Origin of the sequence: Roseburia intestinalis L1-82 (assembly GCF_900537995.1) — a bacterium.
Lineage (GTDB): Bacteria > Bacillota > Clostridia > Lachnospirales > Lachnospiraceae > Roseburia > Roseburia intestinalis.
Genome location: NZ_LR027880.1, coordinates 1,599,659 through 1,618,227 on the forward strand (window position 1 = coordinate 1,599,659; position 18,569 = coordinate 1,618,227).

At 45.5% G+C, this 18,569-nt stretch carries 14 protein-coding genes; all 14 read left to right on the top strand.

Annotation, left to right across the window (positions count from 1 at the left end; genetic code table 11):
* Window positions 1–101 precede the first annotated feature (101 nt).
* The 14 genes from RIL182_RS07475 (at window position 102) to RIL182_RS07540 (ending at window position 18,527) form a co-directional block, all read left to right on the top strand.
* The gene (locus RIL182_RS07475) at window positions 102–3,071 is read left to right on the top strand and encodes an extracellular solute-binding protein (RefSeq protein WP_015522307.1); all 2,970 of its coding nucleotides are present in this window, start codon (window positions 102–104) and stop codon (window positions 3,069–3,071) included.
* A 32-nt stretch (window positions 3,072–3,103) separates the two neighbouring features.
* On the top strand, window positions 3,104–4,036 hold the full coding sequence (locus RIL182_RS07480; RefSeq protein WP_022113203.1) for a carbohydrate ABC transporter permease: 933 nt from the start codon (window positions 3,104–3,106) through the stop codon (window positions 4,034–4,036).
* Entirely contained in the window at window positions 4,029–4,934 is a 906-nt protein-coding gene (locus RIL182_RS07485) for a carbohydrate ABC transporter permease (protein WP_006858673.1), read from the top strand. The genes RIL182_RS07480 and RIL182_RS07485 overlap by 8 nt, the downstream gene beginning before the upstream one ends.
* 15 nt (window positions 4,935–4,949) lie before the next feature.
* Window positions 4,950–6,434 carry an NHL repeat-containing protein gene (locus tag RIL182_RS07490; protein WP_006858672.1) on the top strand — a complete coding sequence of 495 codons (1,485 nt, stop codon included), beginning with the start codon at window positions 4,950–4,952 and terminating at the stop codon, window positions 6,432–6,434.
* Entirely contained in the window at window positions 6,427–7,047 is a 621-nt protein-coding gene (locus RIL182_RS07495) for a Yip1 family protein (protein WP_006858671.1), read from the top strand. Before RIL182_RS07490 ends, RIL182_RS07495 begins: the two co-directional genes overlap by 8 nt.
* 27 nt (window positions 7,048–7,074) lie before the next feature.
* On the top strand, window positions 7,075–9,639 hold the full coding sequence (locus RIL182_RS07500) for a DUF5696 domain-containing protein (protein ID WP_134523196.1): 2,565 nt from the start codon (window positions 7,075–7,077) through the stop codon (window positions 9,637–9,639).
* Window positions 9,639–10,547, top strand: a complete 909-nt coding sequence (locus RIL182_RS07505; protein WP_006858640.1) for a carbohydrate ABC transporter permease — start codon at window positions 9,639–9,641, stop codon at window positions 10,545–10,547. Before RIL182_RS07500 ends, RIL182_RS07505 begins: the two co-directional genes overlap by 1 nt.
* Window positions 10,548–10,562: 15 nt before the next feature.
* Complete coding sequence (locus tag RIL182_RS07510) at window positions 10,563–11,531, top strand: carbohydrate ABC transporter permease (RefSeq protein ID WP_022113206.1); 969 nt, start codon at window positions 10,563–10,565, stop codon at window positions 11,529–11,531.
* A 52-nt stretch (window positions 11,532–11,583) separates the two neighbouring features.
* Complete coding sequence (locus RIL182_RS07515; protein ID WP_006858636.1) at window positions 11,584–13,071, top strand: ABC transporter substrate-binding protein; 1,488 nt, start codon at window positions 11,584–11,586, stop codon at window positions 13,069–13,071.
* 163 nt (window positions 13,072–13,234) lie between these two features.
* On the top strand, window positions 13,235–13,879 hold the full coding sequence (locus tag RIL182_RS07520) for a YesL family protein (RefSeq protein ID WP_022113207.1): 645 nt from the start codon (window positions 13,235–13,237) through the stop codon (window positions 13,877–13,879).
* Between the two features lie 21 nt (window positions 13,880–13,900).
* Window positions 13,901–14,917 (top strand): substrate-binding domain-containing protein, encoded by a 1,017-nt coding sequence (locus tag RIL182_RS07525; protein ID WP_006858635.1) that lies wholly within the window; start codon window positions 13,901–13,903, stop codon window positions 14,915–14,917.
* 200 nt (window positions 14,918–15,117) lie between these two features.
* A complete protein-coding gene (locus tag RIL182_RS07530; protein WP_044999466.1) occupies window positions 15,118–16,140 on the top strand; it encodes a glycoside hydrolase family 130 protein in 1,023 nt (340 codons plus the stop codon).
* A 55-nt stretch (window positions 16,141–16,195) separates the two neighbouring features.
* On the top strand, window positions 16,196–17,563 hold the full coding sequence (locus RIL182_RS07535; RefSeq protein WP_118598561.1) for a glycoside hydrolase family 5 protein: 1,368 nt from the start codon (window positions 16,196–16,198) through the stop codon (window positions 17,561–17,563).
* Window positions 17,564–17,753: 190 nt separating this feature from the next.
* Window positions 17,754–18,527 carry an MATE family efflux transporter gene (locus RIL182_RS07540; RefSeq protein WP_172606706.1) on the top strand — a complete coding sequence of 258 codons (774 nt, stop codon included), beginning with the start codon at window positions 17,754–17,756 and terminating at the stop codon, window positions 18,525–18,527.
* Window positions 18,528–18,569: the final 42 nt, after the last annotated feature.

Below are 18,569 nucleotides of genomic sequence, written 5' to 3' on the forward strand. Positions count from 1 at the left end.
AGTTAACGATAACTTAAAAGTTAATAGGACTAATAAAATTAGCTGGAAGGGTTTGAGGGGAAGAAATATTGTTATAAATTAAGAGGGGGATAGCCGTGAGAATGGGATTTTTGAAACAGGGGTTTTCGGGTGCACTGGCGGCAGTGATGGTTTTGACATCCGGAGGGCTTTGCGTGGGGCAGAGTGTGACGATTCACGCAGAGACAAAGGCAAAGACGTATGAGGATTATAAAAAAGTGCTCAATTATACGGCAGAATATCAGGGGTATGAAGCCTATAAAGAGGGACTTGAAAATGTAAAAAGACCGGAGACGTCTTATGAGATCAACGGAGCCGATTATGTGACATGTGAGGGCATGGAGCCGGAAGTTCTTACCGATTATGAGGGGATGGAAGGAACCTCTGTCTACACGGAAGAGAGTGGGATGCTTACCTATGAGGTGGACATTGCGGAGGAAGGCATGTATGAGTTTGGTATTTCCTACTATCCGGTAGCGGGAAACGGTTCCTCCATTCAGAGAAGTTTTTTTGTGGACGGCGAACTTTCGTACCGGGAACTTTCACTGATCGAATTTTCAAGAGTGTGGGTAAACACCTCCGATATCTGGGATGAAGACAATCAGGGAAATGATTTAAAGCCTACGCAGATGGAGGCACCGGAATGGCTCTTTTCCAGGTTTTACGATCAGGACGGTTATGTGACGGAACCGCTCTCCATTTTCCTCACAAAGGGAAAACATGAGATCACCGTCGTTTCCCGCAGAGAGCCGATGATCCTTCATTCCATTTATTTACAGAATGAGGAATCGCTTTTTGATTACAAGACCGTGTACGAACAGCAGAAAAAGGACGGGGTATCAGATACCAGCGGACAGTCCATTGAGATCCAGGCAGAATATGCGACGAAAAAGTCGTCGAGAATGCTTTATCCGGTACAGGATCAGTCCTCACCGGCGATCACGCCGTACAGTGCGAAAGAGTTAAAAAATAACTCCATCGGCGGCAATAGCTGGAGACTGACGGGACAGTGGATCGAATGGGAATTTGACGCGGATGCGGATGGCTTTTACAATATCACCTTACATTCGAAACAGAACTTCGTCAAAGGAATCTATGTTTCCCGCAAGATCATGATTGACGGGGAAGTACCGTTTGAGGAATTAAACCATTACGGTTTTACTTATGACAGTACCTGGAAAATGACAACACTCTCCGATGCATCAGGGGAACCATACCGGTTTTATCTGAACAAAGGCCACCACACCTTGCGTATGCAGGTGGTGCTCGGCGATTTTGCCGGAGTCATCAGCGATGTGCAGAGCATTGTGACAGAGTTAAACAGCGAGTACCGCAAGATCATCCGGATCACCGGCGTGTCACCGGATGAGTACCGCGATTACCAGATCGAGAAACGTCTTCCGGAACTCGAGGGCGAACTGAAAGTGATTCGGGATGAACTCGATGAGGTGTTAAACACCTTAGATACACTGGGCGTTGCCGGAAGTGAGGAGACCGTCATTATCACCATGCGGGATCAGCTTAATGAAATCCTGCGGGATACGGAAAAGATCACGAAGATGGTGAAGGCATTTAAAACGAATGTCAGCGCACTTGGAACGTGGATCACGAACGCACAGCAGCAGCCATTACAGTTAGACGCCATCTATATCACTTCTCCGGATCAGAAGGTAACGGAAGAAAACGGATCCGTGGCAGCAGGCGTCGTACATGAGTTTAAGAAATTATTCTATTCCTTTATCGTAGATTACAATGCGATCGGAAATGTTGCGGAGGAAGGCGAGGACAGCAGGACGATCACTGTATGGATCGGAAGCGGACGTGACCAGGCGAACGTCATCAAAGCACTGATCGATGAGACTTTTACACCGGAGACGAATATCAATGTCAATGTACAGCTTGTGGATATGAATACATTACTGCAGGCGACGTTAGCCGGACAGGGACCGGATGTGGCACTGCAGGTGGCAAACGGAACAAACGGAACGGTAGCAACCTCATCCACCGGAACGACGGCATCTTCGAATGATCTTCCGGTCAACTACGGACTCAGAAGTGCAGTTGTGGATCTGACACAGTTTCCAGATTATGAGGATGTAGTGAAACGTTTCCGCGAGAGCGCGGTGGAACCGTTTATGTATGACGGTGCACTGTATGCGCTGCCGGAGACACAGTCGTTTGAGATGATGTTTTACCGGAAAGATATTTTAAACGAACTTGGAATTGAGATACCAAAGACCTGGGATGATATGAAAGTCGTGTTATCCGAGCTTTCCAAAAATCAGATGTCGCTTGGCATGTTGCCGACGGAGCTGACTTTCACCAGTCTTTTATATCAGCACGACGGCGAGCTTTACAATGAAGATGCGACAGCATCCGCGTTAGATTCGGATGAGGCGGTCAATGCATTTAAGACTTACTGTGAGTTCTACACAGATTACAAATTAGACCGTGAGACCTCCGTGGAACAGCGTTTCCGTACCGGAGAATCACCGATCATCATTGCAGACTATACGACTTACAATGTACTTGAAGTATCAGCACCGGATATCAAGGGCTTATGGGGATTTACGGCACTGCCGGGCGTGAAAGAGGAGGATGGAAGCATCAATAATATCTCCGCAAGCACAGGACTTGCATGTATGATGATGAGCGGCACGAAAGATAAGGAAGCATCCTGGGAGTTCATGAAGTGGTGGCTTTCTGCAGAGATCCAGACTTCCTATGGAGAAGAGATGGAAGGTCTGATGGGTGAGGCAGCACGTTATCCGACAGCAAATATTGAGGCATTTGCGAACCTGCCGTGGCCGACCGATGACTACGAGGCGTTGGAGGCACAGTTTGCAAACGTAAAGGGAATCCGTCAGGTACCGGGAAGTTACTTTACCTGGAGAAACGTGAACAATGCGTTCTATACGGTTGCAGTCGCAGATGAAGATAAGAGAATGCAGCCAAGAGAAGCCCTTTATGAATATCTCGAATATATCAATGCCGAGATCACAAGTAAACGCGAGGAGTTTGGTATGAAAACCGCGTCCGATGCGAAGCAGTAAACGCAGGCTGGACAAAGGGAATGGAGATTGGGATGGGAGAAACAAAGAAAATGCAAAAAAGGAGTAAGTGGCAGCAGACAAAACTGGAAATGAAAAAATACAGGATGTCCTATGTGATGATCGCACCGTATTTTATACTGTTCTTTTTATTCACGGTTTTGCCTGTGCTTGCCTCGATCGGGATCAGTTTTACCGATTTCAACATGTTAGAGACACCGAATTTTGTCGGTTGGAGAAATTACATCAAATTGCTTTTGGATGATGATGTATTTAAAAAAGCATTCAAAAACACGATCATCTTTGCAGTGATCACAGGCCCGTTAAGTTACATCATGTGTTTCCTGTTTGCGTGGATCATCAATGAGTTTAAGGGAAAATTAAGGGCGTTTTTGACACTGATCTTTTATGCACCGTCGATTTCCGGTAACGCCTTTATGGTATGGGCAATCATCATTTCCGGTGACCGTTACGGATACTTAAACGGCTGGCTGATGAAGTGGTCATTCCTTTACGAGCCGATTCAGTGGATGAAAACAGAAAAATATGTGCTGCCGATCCTTATTATCGTACAGCTCTGGCTGAGTCTTGGAACCGGATTTTTGACCTTTATCGCAGGTCTGCAGACGGTCGACAAGAGTCTTTACGAGGCTGGTGCGATGGATGGCATCAAAAACCGCTGGCAGGAATTGTGGTACATCACGATTCCGTCCATGCGTCCACAGCTCATGTTTGGAGCCGTCATGCAGATCACACAGTCGTTTGCGGTGGCAGATATCTCCATCAACCTTGCGGGAAATCCGAGTGTGAATTACTCCGGTGCGACCATCGTCACACATCTGATCGATTACGGCAGCGGTACCCGCTATGAGATGGGTTACGCCTGCGCAATCGCAACCGTTTTATTCGCGCTGATGGTTGGAACAAACCAGATCGTACAAAAAGCAATCAGAAGGGTGGGTGAATAGTTTGAAAAGAAAAAAAGATTACTATAAAAAACCATCCCGCTGGAAAATCAGACATACGAAACAGTTAAACCGTTCCATGGCGGGGAACACGATCCTGTTTGTGATCATGGGGATCTGTGGTGTGTTTATGGCACTGCCGCTTGTGATGATCTTAAACAATGCGTTAAAACCGCTGGACGAATTGTTCCGCTATCCGCCACAGATCTTTGTGCGGAACCCGTCACTGGATAATTTCAGCGACCTGTATGTACTGATGTCAAGTTCCTGGGTGCCGTTTACCCGGTATGTGTTAAACACACTGATCATTACAGGGCTCGGAACCGTAGGGCATGTGCTGTTTGCATCCTTAGCAGCCTATCCGCTTGCAAAACATGATTTTCCGGGAAAGAAATTTTTATTCTCGATGGTCGTATTATCATTGATGTTTTCCTACAATGTCACTGCCATCCCGAACTATATGATCATTTCCTGGCTGGGGATCAACAATACATATTTAGCAGTCATTTTACCGGCATTTGCATATGGACTTGGGCTTTACCTGATGAAGCAGTTCATGGAGCAGATCCCGGATTCGCTGATCGAATCGGCAAGACTTGACGGAGCCGGGGAGTTTCGGATCTTCTTTTCCATTATCATGCCAAACGTAAAACCTGCATGGCTGACATTGGCGATCTTCCAGTTTCAGACATTATGGGCAAACACCGGAAGCGGATTTTTGCGGAGTGAGCAGTTGAAACCTCTCCAGTACGCACTGTATCAGATCGTCGCAGGAGGCCCGGCAAGACAGGGTGCAGGAGCGGTGGTACAGCTTATCATTGCAGCGATACCGATCACGTTCTTTATCATCTGTCAGAGTAACGTCATCGAGACGATGACCACATCCGGTATGAAGGACTAATGGGGGGAGAAGAAAATGCCAGAAAAAGGAATGCGAAAGTGTATATTCGCCGCGGCGGCAGCAGTTGCAGTACTTCTTTCCGATATCGGAGGAACGGCTGTCTATGCCGGGGAGAATGTGCCTTATGAAACGTACAACTATGATTATTATGAAGACATCAAATACACACCGGCGGCGTATGTGCCGGACGGTACCGTAACGGGGGATGTCATTGGATGTGGAAATTTTTCCAGTCCGCAGGACTTAAATACCGATGCAGATGGAAATGTCTATATCGCAGATACCGGAAACAACCGGATCGTTGTGACAGACTCTGATTTTCAGTTAAAGACGGTGATTGAGGGGTTTTTAAATGACGGAAAGGAAGACAACTTTTCCTCTCCAAATGGAGTTTATATTTCGGAAAACGGATATCTGTATGTTGCGGACACCGGTAATTACCGCGTGGTCGAGTTAGACAAAAATGGAAATCTGATCCAGATCATCGAGAATCCGCAGTCGGATATCCTTGGAGAAAATTATGTGTTTTCTCCGCTTAAAGTAGCTGTTGACTATGCAGACAGGATCTATGTCATTGCACAGAACCAGTTTGAAGGGATTATGGCGTTTGATGCAGAAGGAAACTTCACCGGTTTTACCGGAACGATCAATGTACAGATCACAACAGCGGAGATCATCTGGAGAAAACTTTCCACGAAAGCACAGCGTGCAAAACAGCAGCTTTTCATTCCGACGGAATTTACCGGAATGGAGATCGACTCCGACGGTTTCGTCTATGCGACGAACGTGGATGCGGAGGGAGAACAGTCCCAGTCCGTGCGCCGCTTAAATCCAAGCGGGGAGGATGTGATCCAGAAAGGTGCTGCCGGGGTATCCGGTGATATTTTATGGCGGCTTACCGGTGATTATTCGGGAGCATCCCGCATCATCGATGTAGTGGTCAGGGAGAAAGGAATCTATTCGGTCATCGACTCCACGCGGGGAAGGATCTTTACCTACGATCATGAAGGGAATCTTCTCTATATCTTTGGTGGTATCGGAAGTCAGGAGGGTACCTTTGATACGCCGACCGCGATCGATACGATCGGGGATGAGATCATTGTACTGGACGGTTCCAAAAATCTTGTGGATAAATACAGGGCAACCAATTACGGTTTCCTGATCAACCAGGCAGTCGGTCTCCGCTACGACGGGGATGAGGCAAGCGCCGTAGAGTGCTGGAAACAAGTTTTAAAATTAGATTCCAATTTTGAACTCGCCTATGTCGGAATCGGAAAAAGTTATCTCGCCGCAGGAGAAAATAAAAAGGCGATGGAGTGCTTTAAGACCGGAAATAACAGACAGTATTATTCCATTGCATACAAGCGTTACCGGAATGAGATCTTAAAGGAAAACTTAACCGGATATCTGACTGCGGCACTGGTTCTTATCATTCTGCTGGTGCTCTGGAATAAGATCGGCAAAAAGAAATGGAAAGAGAGGAGGGCGTCTCATGTTTAAGAAAAAAGTAAAGTATGCATTTTATACACTGGGGCATCCGTCCGACGGTTTCTATGAGATCAGGCACCGCGGCAGGGGAAGCGTGGGACTCTCGATCCTGTTCGTCTTTTTGTTTGCAGTCTGCTTTTCTGCAAACAGGCAGTATGCGGGCTTTGTGGTCAACAATGTAAATCCGATGGAGATCAACAGTCTCGCGGAGATCTGTGCGGTATTTCTTCTGTTCTTTCTGTTTTGTGTCGGAAACTGGTCGATCACCTGCCTGATGGACGGTGAGGGAAGATTTAAGGATATCGTTACGGTGTGCGGTTACGCAATGCTTCCAATGATACTTACATTTATTCCGGCGATCCTGTTTTCACAGGTGGTGGCAGAAGATGAAGAAGCGTTTTATTATCTGCTCTTAGCAGTCGGAATTGCATGGTTTTTGTTCCTGGTGCTGGTTGGTATCATGACGGTACACAATTATACATTGGGAAAAACGCTTGCAACGATGATACTGACTTTTATCGCAATGCTGGTCATTATTTTTGTGGTGATGCTTTTGTTTTCACTGATCGGTCAGGTGATTTCGTTTATAGAGAGCTTATATAATGAGATCATGCTGCGGGTATAGGAAATGGGGGCAGAAATGGGGTTTACTATGAAACGAAAAATAAAATGGAAAGTGGTTGTGGCCGCCGGGGCAGCGGTCATCGCCGTGGGAGTGATCGCAAATGTCGTATTCCGTTATTTCAGATATGATGCGTACAAACAGTATCTTTCTTCCTATGAAGTGGAGAGTGGAAGCGAATTTCAGGCGGCAAAGGATGACAAACCGTCAGTTCCCGGCATGGTCTTGGTTGCGGAAAACGATACATTAAAACTTTATACCAATACAGAAACGACAGAGATCGCAGTCTACGAAAAAGAATCCGGAAATATCACCTATTCCAATCCGGTGGAGCGCGATTCCGATGCGATTGCCGCTGGTGTGAATGCGGCAGAACTGAATGCGACACTGACACTTACCTATTACAATGCGGCGAGAAACAGTGCGACGATGAACAATTATGATATGAGCATCGAAAAAGGACAGTTTACCGCAGAGAGTATTGAAAATGGCATCCGTTATACCTATACACTTGCAGATCTTGATTCGGCAACAGGTATCGTACCGTTGCAGATCACAGAGGAGCGGCTTCAGACACTGGTGTTAGATAAGTTAGACAAAAAGGATGCAAGAACGGTAAAAGCAAAGTTTCGTCTGAAAGACGGCGTCTATAAGCTGAATGAAAAGGCACAGTCCTCGAAAGTCGGAATGGGAAAATTAAATAAACTGTTCGAGCAGGCTGGATACACCGCAGATGACTATGCCGTGGATATGTCAGAGACGGATGAGAAGGAGAATATTTCCTTTACAATCCCGATTGAGTACCGGCTGACAGAAAACGGGCTGAGCGTTTCTGTTCCGACAAAGGAAATCGAGGAGAAGGGTGGAGCCGTGATCTCAAGGATCCGTGTCCTTCCATTCTTCGGGGCGGCGGGGACGGATGCAGATGGCTATATGTTCGTGCCGGACGGATCGGGAGCACTGATCAATTTAAACAACGGTTGTAAAAACGCAGCGTACAGCCAGAATATCTACGGGATCGACCCGGTCGTACAGAGCTATGTTGTGACAGAGTATACAGAGGATGCAAGGATTCCGGTATTTGGAATGAAAAATGGCGATAGTGCATTTCTTGGCAGGATCACAGGCGGCGATGCACTCGCAATCGTAAATGCGGATGTGTCCGGAAAACTTAACAGTTATAATTACGTTTACCCGGAGTTCTGTGTCAGGGAGATCGAACTATTGAATATGTTCGGTGTCAGCGGAAATCAGGCGGATGTGCCGGTACTTGAAAATGATATTTACGATGAAAATCTTACGGTATGTTATTCTTTCCTTTCTGGGGATGAGGCAGATTATTCCGGCATGGCAAAATGTTACCGTAGCCAGCTCATCAAAGAGGGTGTGTTAAAGGAGACAAACGACACTGGAGATATCCCGTTGTATTTAGATGTTCTTGGCGGTGTGGAGACGAAAAAACATGTGATGGGTGTTCCTTACACAGGAATCTCTGCGATGACCACTTACGAGGAAGCGGAAAAGATCTTAGAGGAGTTTTACGGCGAGGATATCACAAAGATCCGTATGAATTACGAAGGCTGGTTCAACGGCGGCATCTATCATGATGTGGCAGATAAGATCAAACTGGTTAAGAAAGTCGGAAGTAAAAAAGATTTTGAACATTTAAGTGATGTCTTAGAGGAAAATGGTGGAGCTTTATATGGAAATGTTTCCTTCCAGAAAGTACCGTATACTTCCAAACGTTTTAACGATGTGCTTGAGGCGTCAAAGTATTATTCCGGTTATGTGGTTGAGCTTGGTGCCGTCAATCCTGCGACGATGCGGCAGACAAGTACCTTAAACTGGTATGACGAGCTCGCATATTATATGATCTCACCGAAGTTTTTAAGCCGCTATGTAGACAAATTTACGGATAAGATCACAAATTACGAGATCAGCGGTATCTGTCTGAGGGATCTTTCGAATGTTTTAGTCTCTGATAAAAAGAGAACCGAGCTGATCGACAGACAGGCAGCAAAACAGATCGTGGAAGCGCAGTATGGAAAACTTGCAGCGACGGAAAAGACGCTGATGGAGGAGGGCGGCAACGCTTACACCTTCGGTTATGTCTCCGACATCATCGACGCACCGGTGGAGTACAGTCAGTTTTACATCATTGATGAGCAGGTGCCGTTTTATCAGATGGTCATTCACGGAAGTATTGATTATTCCGGGGAGGCATTAAATCTCAGGGATGCTGACATTGATGACGCACTGCTTCTTACTTACATCGAGTATGGCTGTGCACCGAGATTTACATTTTCCTGGGAAGATTCAAGCGTCATGAAATATACTTCCTCGGCGGACCAGTATTCCACCTGTTACCAGACCTGGATGAGTGATGCCGTAAATGTTTACCAGACGATCAACGGAGCTTTAAATCAGGTGCAGGGTGCTGCGATGATCCATCACGAAGTGACAGAGGGCGGCCTTGTCAGGACCGAGTATGACAATGGTGTCAGCATTTATATCAATAAGACAGATAAGAGTATCACAGAGGACGGTGTGACTGTAGATGCAATGAGTTATCAGGTAAAGGGAGGTAAGGCATAATGAAGAAAAAGAAAAAGTTATCTTTACTGCAGAAACGTGCCCTGACAGGTTTTGCATTTATCACACCATGGCTGATCGGATTTTTATGGTTCTATGTAAAAAGCCTGATCCAGGCAGTGCGGTTTAGTTTAAGCAAGATGGAGATGCTTGAATCCGGAGGATATACATTGAAGTTTACCGGTCTTGATAATTTCAAATATGCACTGTTTCAGGATCCGACTTACAACCAGATTCTGGCGACTTCCATCCGGGATATCGTTATTGATGTTCCGCTGATTATTTTTTTCAGTTTGTTTATCGCGATGATCTGTAATGGTAAGTTTAAGGGAAGAACGTTAGTCCGTGCGATTCTGTTTCTGCCGATCATCATGAATGCCGGAGCAATCAATAATGCGATCGAGATGGCAAGGGAGGCGGTTACCGGTGGTGTTGCAGCAGTATCTGCGGAGGCGGCAGTTGCATCGGGTGTGAATGTAGACTATTTTATGAACCTGTTTATGGATCTCGGATTTCCGGTTGCACTGCTCGATTATATCACAGCGGCAGTCGGACGGATCTTTGACATTGTGCAGGCGTCCGGCGTGCAGATCATTATCTTTATCGCAGCACTGCAGTCCGTGCCGGGAGCGTTGTATGAGGTGGCAAAGATCGAAGGCGCGACAGGGTATGAGACATTCTGGAAAGTGACGTTTCCGATGGTATCTCCGCTTATCATCACAAATGTTGTGTATACGATCGTGGATTCCTTCGTAGACAGTGATGTTGTGGAAAAGGCATACGATATGGCGTTTGTCAATTTTGACTGGGGCGTGAGTGTTGCGATGAGTTTACTCAGTTCCGTGATCGTCATCGCATTGCTGGTCATTGTATGTAAGCTGATTTCAAAGAAAGTATTTTACTATAATTAGGGGGTGGCAGAGTATATGAATATCAGAAATTTAAAAGACCAGCCTCTCGATGAGATTCAGGTAAAGAAAGCGGGAAGACAGATCAAGGGTTTTCTGATCTGGCTGCTTAAGGTGGTGATCATTGTCGGTATTTCCTACATTATATTAGGACCGCTGATCACGATCGTTGCAAATTCATTTTTTACGGCAAACGATCTCTACAATCCGGTTGTCATGCTGCTTCCGGCAGAGGGTACTCTGCAGAACTATATTACATCTTTTACAAGAATGACGTACCCGAGGACGCTTGCGACAACGTTCGCCTATGTGATATCGCTGACGCTGATCCAGATCTTTATCTGCTCCATGGCAGGGTATGGATTTGCAAGATATGAGTTCCCGTTTAAGAAAGTATTGTTTGGCTGTGTGATCTTAACGATCGTAATTCCGAATGATACGCTGATGCTTCCGCTTTATACACAGTTCCGTAACTTTGATATCTTCGGAATCATACATCTTGTGACAGGACACGGCATCAATCTTCTTAGTACGGAAGTTCCAATGTATATCATGACAGCATTGGGATGCGGACTGCGGTCAGGACTTTACATTTACATTTTTAACCAGTTTTTTCGCGGACTGCCAAAGGAAATCGAGGAGGCAGCGGTCGTGGACGGTGCGGGATCGTTTTACACTTATTTCCGCATCATGCTGGTCAATGCGATGCCGTCTGTCCTTACCGTCAGCATTTTCTCACTGGTATGGCAGTACAATGATACATTTTATGCAAAATTATTTTCCATCAACTCAAAATTGCTCATGAGCATGCGGATTTCTACTTTGCGGGCATCGATCGAGTTTATCGATCAGATCAAGGATACGGCAGTGTCACAGCTTTATCTGTATGCCGGAATCGTGTTGATGGTGATACCGATCGTTATTATCTACATTTTGTTACAGAAGCGTTTTATCGAGGGAGCCAGCCGCAGCGGTATCGTTGGTTAGAATGGTAACTTCGAAAACAATATATTTTTATTTATAAGAAGGAGGTTTTCACATGAGAAGGAAAACAGTTGGAAACAAGGTGGTTTCAGTACTTTTGGCAGGTGCACTTGCAGCATCACTTGCAGCATGCGGCGGAAATACTGCGAACACGGGGGCAGATGCAGGAAATAACGCAGCAGATGCTGGCACAAAGGAAGATACAAAGAGTGCAGAAACCGAAACCGCAGCAGATACGGAGGAGAGTTCAGATGCAGCAGTGGCTGACAGTGGCTACGAGGCAAAGGATTTAGGCGGAAGAACCATAAAGATCGGTCTCTGGTGGGATGAATACTGGGACAGCAATTATCAGTCTTTAGATGATATCGAAGCAGCAGGTGGTTCCTGGACAAATGAGGAGACCATGCAGATGAAACTTGATGCAGTCCGTGCCGTAGAGGAAAAATGGAACTGCAAGATCGAGTGGGTAAACCTTGGATGGGATGGAATCATTGACAGCATCAATACATCTGTCACAGCAGGTACACCGGACTGCGATATCTACCTGACAGATCTTCAGTTTGGTATCTCACCGGTTGCAAATGGATATGTACAGAAAATTTCTGATTATGCACCGGCTGACTCTGATATCCTGACAGACGGAACCGTATTTACAAAACAGAACCTGCTCGGTAATGATGATTATTTATTCCATGAATCAACCACGATCCCATCCGGTGCCATGTATATGACATACAATGCAGCCATGATCGATTCTTTAGGTTTAGAGGCACCGGAATCTCTTGCTGAAAAAGGAGAGTGGACCTGGGATAAATTTGCAGAATATGCAAAAGCATGTACACAGGATACGGACGGCGACGGCAACATGGATGTATACGGATACGGCAGTGCATGGACTCTGACTGTTCAGGGATTCTGCGCTTCGAACAACGCTACAATCGCAGATTCCTCCACAGAGGGATTAAGTGATCCTAAGACGGTTGAGGCGTTCAACTTTATCGACCAGTTATACAATGTAGATAAATCTGCAAGACCTTACCAGGATGACTGGAACAACGACCTCTTAGCTTTCTCTTCCGGAAAAGTAGCTTTCGCATTTGCACAGCCATGGATCTTAATCCAGGAGATCGACAATCATGATTTTGATATGAGAATCTGCCCGGCACCGGTTGGACCAAGCGGAGATGGAAGCATGACGCCGGCTATGATCACAAACAACTATATGATTCCGGTTGGTGTTGAGGATGCAACTTCTGTTTACTGTGTATTTGAGGAGATGATGAACTGGTATCATGATGATATTTCTTATCGTGATGATCCGGAGTGGTTTGAGTCTGGTTTTGTTGATGAGGATCAGGTTACACTTGCAAACAAACTTGGCGCACTTGCAAATAATGATCTCTGGAACAGCATTGACTCTGAGGGTGCAGTCAGCAAAGTATTTTACGGTGATGTTGTAAATGGCGACAGCACAGTATCACAGGCGATTGAGTCTAACAAACAGATCTTACAGGATGAGATTGATACGTTGAAGATCCAGTAGTGAACTGGTATGATCTGGATGTCAAAAGGTATTCCGTGTTTGGCATAACCTTTTGACATCCGGAGCAGAATCAAAGTATTTATTAAGAAAAGAACTGTGCAAAAGAAATATTTGACCGATATCTGTTTTGCAGAATTTTTTTCAGGGAAAAGGGGCGAAGAACATGAACAGTATGTTTGGACCGGAGACGAAGTTTTTTAAGGTGACAAATCAGATTGGAAATATACTTTTAGTGTCGGTTTTGTGGCTGATCGGATGTATTCCGGTCATTACGATCGGAACATCGACGATCGCGATGTATTATGCGATGGTAAAAGCCGTGCGTTGTGAGGAAGGGTATGTGACAAAAGAGTTTTTCCGTTCTTACCGGCAGAATTTAAAGACAGGGATCGTGCTGACGGTTATTTTTCCTGGATTGGCAGCGGTGCTGTGGCTTGATCACAGTTATACGGTAAAGCAGGTTTCAATCGTGGCAGGGGCACTTGAAATGGTATATCTTCTGCTTGCGTTTGTGATCGCAGGGATCGTGCTCTATCTGTTCCCGGTATTGTCGAGATTTACGATGGATGTATTTTCGTGTTTTAAGCTGGCGCTGTTTATGGTCTTTAAACACCTTCCGACAACGATTCTGCTGTTATTACTTGTGGCTGTTGGTGTAGTGCTTGCGCTGTTGATCCCGATCCCGATGATCTTTGTGATGCCTGGAGTGTGCTGTTATTTTGGAAGTTTCCTTATGGAGCGGATCTTAAGAAAATATATGGCAAAGCCACAGAGCAAAGAAGAGGAAGAAAAATGGTATTACCGGTAAGCGGTTTTAGGAGGAATTCAGATGGCAAACGTGACTATGCGTGATATTGCGGAAAAGCTGGGAGTCAGTATCGTCTCCGTGTCGAAAGCACTCACGGGAAAAGAAGGAGTCAGTGAGGAACTTCGTGAAAAAGTAAAAAAGGAAGCCGACAGGCTTGGATATCGTTATAACCTCGGAGCAAAGGGTCTTAAGGAGGGAAGAAACTATAATGTTGGTGTAATCATTCCTTCCTACTATACAGATGACACGAGCAATGCATTTTATATGAAAATGTACCAGTGTGTTGCAAAATGCCTGACCAATTACGATTATGCGACGATGTTGGAACTGGTGGATACGAGGATGCAGGAAATGATGATCCTGCCGCAGATTGTGGGGGATAACAGGCTGGATGGACTGATTCTGATGGGAGAGTTAGACGAGACATATTTAAAAAGATTAAAACAGATGAATATTCCGATGATCTACATGGATTTTTATGATCTCTCCATGGAGACGGATTCTGTCAGCATGGATAATATCAGCGCGGAATACAAGATGACGGAGTATTTAATTGAACTTGGACATAAAAAGATCGCCTATGTCGGTTCGATCAATGCCACTACGAGCATTATGGATCGTTATTTAGGATATAGAAGGGCATTACATCATTATAATATCCTATATCGCGAGGATTATCTGATTGAGGACAGAGGTGAGGACAGACTTTTTAAAGAACTGGCTCTGCCAGAGGATATGCCGACGGCATTTGTCTGTAACAATGATGAAATTGCCTGTATCCTGATCGAAAAATTAGAAAAAATGGGATACAGTGTGCCGGAGGATATATCGGTCACAGGGTTTGACAATTATCCGTTTATCCGACGCAATGCGTCGGGACTCACGACTGTGGATGTGGATATCGCGATGATGGCGTCCGAGGGCGTGGAGCTTTTGTTAGAACGCCTCAATGATAAACGGGAAACATTTGTGAGACGTGTCGTAAGCGGACATATTGTGATCCGGAAATCGACTGGGAAAGCGGCGACAGAGCCGTAAACTGAGCCAGAGAAGACTGGGAAAGCGGCGACAGAGCCGTAAATAAGTCAGAAAGCGGATTAACAGAATTATAAATGAAATGAGTCAGAAACGGCAGAACAGATGCCGCTATGAATAAAAAGGGGAAGGAGCGCACGGGTTTTATTGTCAGAAACATAAAAACAGAAAAGAGAGATGCGCAGAATGGAGGAGCAGACAAGATGGGAAATGTAAAAATGATCAGTCCGGCAGTGCCGAACATGCCGTGGCAGGAGAGGCCGGAGAAAATCGTAAATGCGCCGGTGTGGCGCTACAAGGAGAATCCGATTATTGGAAGAAATCCGGTAGAAGGGGTGGCAAGGATTTTTAACAGCGCAGTAATACCGTATGAAGGAAAATTCATCGGCGTATTCCGTGGGGAGCAGACGAATGGAATCCCGTATGTTTACCTGGGAAGAAGCGAGGATGGTATTCATTGGGATTTTGACAAAGACAAGGTACGTTTTGTGGATGAAGAAGGCAATGATTTTATGCCGGTATATGCGTATGATCCAAGGCTTGTAAAAGTGGAGGATACCTATTATATCATCTGGTGTGGGGATTTTTACGGTGCAGCGATCGGAATGGCAAAAACGAAAGATTTTAAGACATTTACCAGAATTGAAAATCCGTTCCTGCCGTTTAACCGGAATGCTGTACTTTTTCCGCGCAAGGTAAATGGAAATTTCCTGATGCTGTCAAGACCTTCCGACAGCGGACATACCCCGTTTGGTGATATTTTTATAAGTGAGAGTAAAGATCTTACCTATTGGGGAAAACACCGTCATGTGATGGGACGCGGCAATGAATGGTGGGAGTCCTTAAAGATCGGAGGAGGAGCAGCACCGATCGAACTTGAGGATGGATGGCTGCTGTTTTATCACGGTGTCAGTGGAACCTGTAACGGATATGTATATTCGATTGGCGGGGCGATCTTAGACAAAGAAAATCCATCTATTGTAAAATACCGCTGCACCGATTTCCTGTTAACACCGGAAGAATGGTATGAGGAACGTGGATTTGTTCCAAATGTCTGTTTCCCGTGTGCAACGATCCATGATTCTGCAACCGGAAGGATTGCCATTTATTATGGGGCAGCGGACAGTTATGTCGGTCTTGCATTTACAACGGCAGATGAGATCATTTCATATATAAAGGAACACAGTGTGACAGGGGAATCTGATACGGAGATTGGAAGAAGATAAAACTTGAAGCAAGTTGTTCCCTGGCAAAACAAATTGTTTTGAAATGAGGATTATTATGAAGTTAAATAAGTTGGGAAAGTTCGCCGCACTGTGTATGGCAGGATGCATGCTGCTTGGTGGCTGTGGCGCAGAAAATCCGGCAGATGAAAAAACGGTGACGGGCAATGCCGCTGATGTGTCGGCAGAAAAAAGTGAGACCAGGATGGATTCTGAAAATAATACCACAGAAAAAAATGATATGGCAGCAGAAGATACAGCAGCGGAGACAGAAAGTGCAGAAACAGAAACGGAGGATAGTGGTGTGGCGATACCGGAAGTTGTAATTGAACCGAAGGAGATACCTGATACAGACGGAATGAAATTTGTGCGGGATATGAAGATCGGATGGAATCTTGGCAACACATTTGATGCAATTACGAATGCACAGAAAGAAGATGATCTCAGTATTGAGTGGTCGTGGTGCGGCGAGAAGACGACAAAAGAAATGATCGATGCAGTAAAGGCAGCAGGTTTCAAAACGCTTCGCCTGCCGGTGTCATGGCATAATCATGTATCGGGAGATCATTACACGATCAGTGAGGCATGGCTTGACAGGGTGCAGGAAGTGTTGGATTATGCGGTTGATGATGACATGTATGTGATTTTAAATATCCATCATGATACGGATAAAGAGTACTGTTACCCGGACAAAGAGCATTTAGAGCAGTCTCTTTCCTACATGACTTTCATTTGGGAGCAGCTTGCAGACCGTTTTGGAGATTATGACGAGCATGTGATCTTTGAGAGTATCAACGAACCGCGTCTGGTAGAGACAGATCATGAGTGGTGGCTGGATATGAATGCTGCGGAATGTGTGGAAGCAGTAGAATGTATCAACGAGTGGAATCAGAACTTTGTGGATGTTGTGCGAAAGACAGGGGGCAATAATGCCACACGTTATCTGATGGTGCCTGGCTATGATGCCTCTGCGGATGGGGTGTTGAATGACAAGTTTGTGCTGCCGACGGACACTGCGGAAAATGAGGGAAAGATACTTGTCTCAGTGCATGCTTACATTCCTTATCATTTTGCATTGCAGGCGGCAACGGAAAATGAGAGTATTGATCAGTTTAATGCTTCTGAAAAGACAAGTACCAACGATATCGACCAGATGATGGAAAAACTATATGCGAAATATATAAGCAATGAGATCCCGGTCGTGATCGGAGAGTTTGGTGCCCGGGATAAAAACGGAAATCTGCAGAGCCGTGTGGACTATGCGGCATACTACATTGCTGCGGCGCGCGCTTACGGCATGAGCTGTAACTGGTGGGATAACAATGCGTTTACCGGGGACGGCGAACTGTTCGGACTGCTCGACCGGAAAACAGTTACCTGGAGATATCCAAAGATCGTGGATGCACTGATGAAATATGCAGAATAACAGATTCCATGTCATGAATTCATGGGTTTATAATGGTTTTGTAATAAAGTCAGAACTCTTGACAGAAACCATAAGATTTTATAGAATAATGTGGTCATCGGAGGGTTTATAATACTTACGATATTATGAGCTGGATAAGAAGCCGGGTGGAAATCCCGGTTTCTTATTCAGTTTTTTTATGGAGAGTTTTATGGAACACGATTTTACAAGCGGAAGCGTATGGAAAAAATTGTTATTATTTGCAGTGCCGATCTTTGGAGCAAACCTTTTGCAGGCACTCTATGGAACGGTTGATCTGTTTGTGGTCGGCTTATTTGCGGATGCATCGGCAGTTTCAGCCGTGTCGACCGGAAGCATGACGATGCAGACGATCACCGGGATCATCACGGGACTTACGATGGGATGTACCGTTTTGCTCGGACAGAATATCGGTAAAAAAGATGAGGCGGCAGCGGAGCGGACAGTCGGCTCTGCACTCTGGCTGTTTGTCACGGTGGGAATCCTTCTCGCAGTGATCGTTGCTGTATTGGCAGTCGGAATCGCATCTGTTATAAATGCGCCGGCGGAAGCATTTTCCCAGACGACCGATTATATCCGTATCTGCGGAATCGGTATCATCTGTATCGTCATGTTTAACGCAATCGGTGGAATGTTCCGCGGACTGGGGGATGCGAGAACACCGTTAGCCCTCATGGGTGTTGCATGTGTCGTCAATATTGCAGGTGACTTTGCGCTGGTCGGCGCACTGAAGATGGGCGTGGCAGGGGCTGCACTTGCAACAGTTGCGGTGCAGGGAATTTTAAGTACTTTTCTTGTGAGAATCCCTGTTTCGTACGCGATGAGTAAAGTGTCTGGCGTGACATTGTTCCAGATCGGATTTGCGACACCGCTTGCAACTGTGTTTGGACTCATTTTGAGTGCTTCCTGTGTGATTTATTATGAGAGAAAGAGAAAAAAAGCATAAAATGATTGGAAAAACTGCCAAAATGTATTAAGATAATAGGCG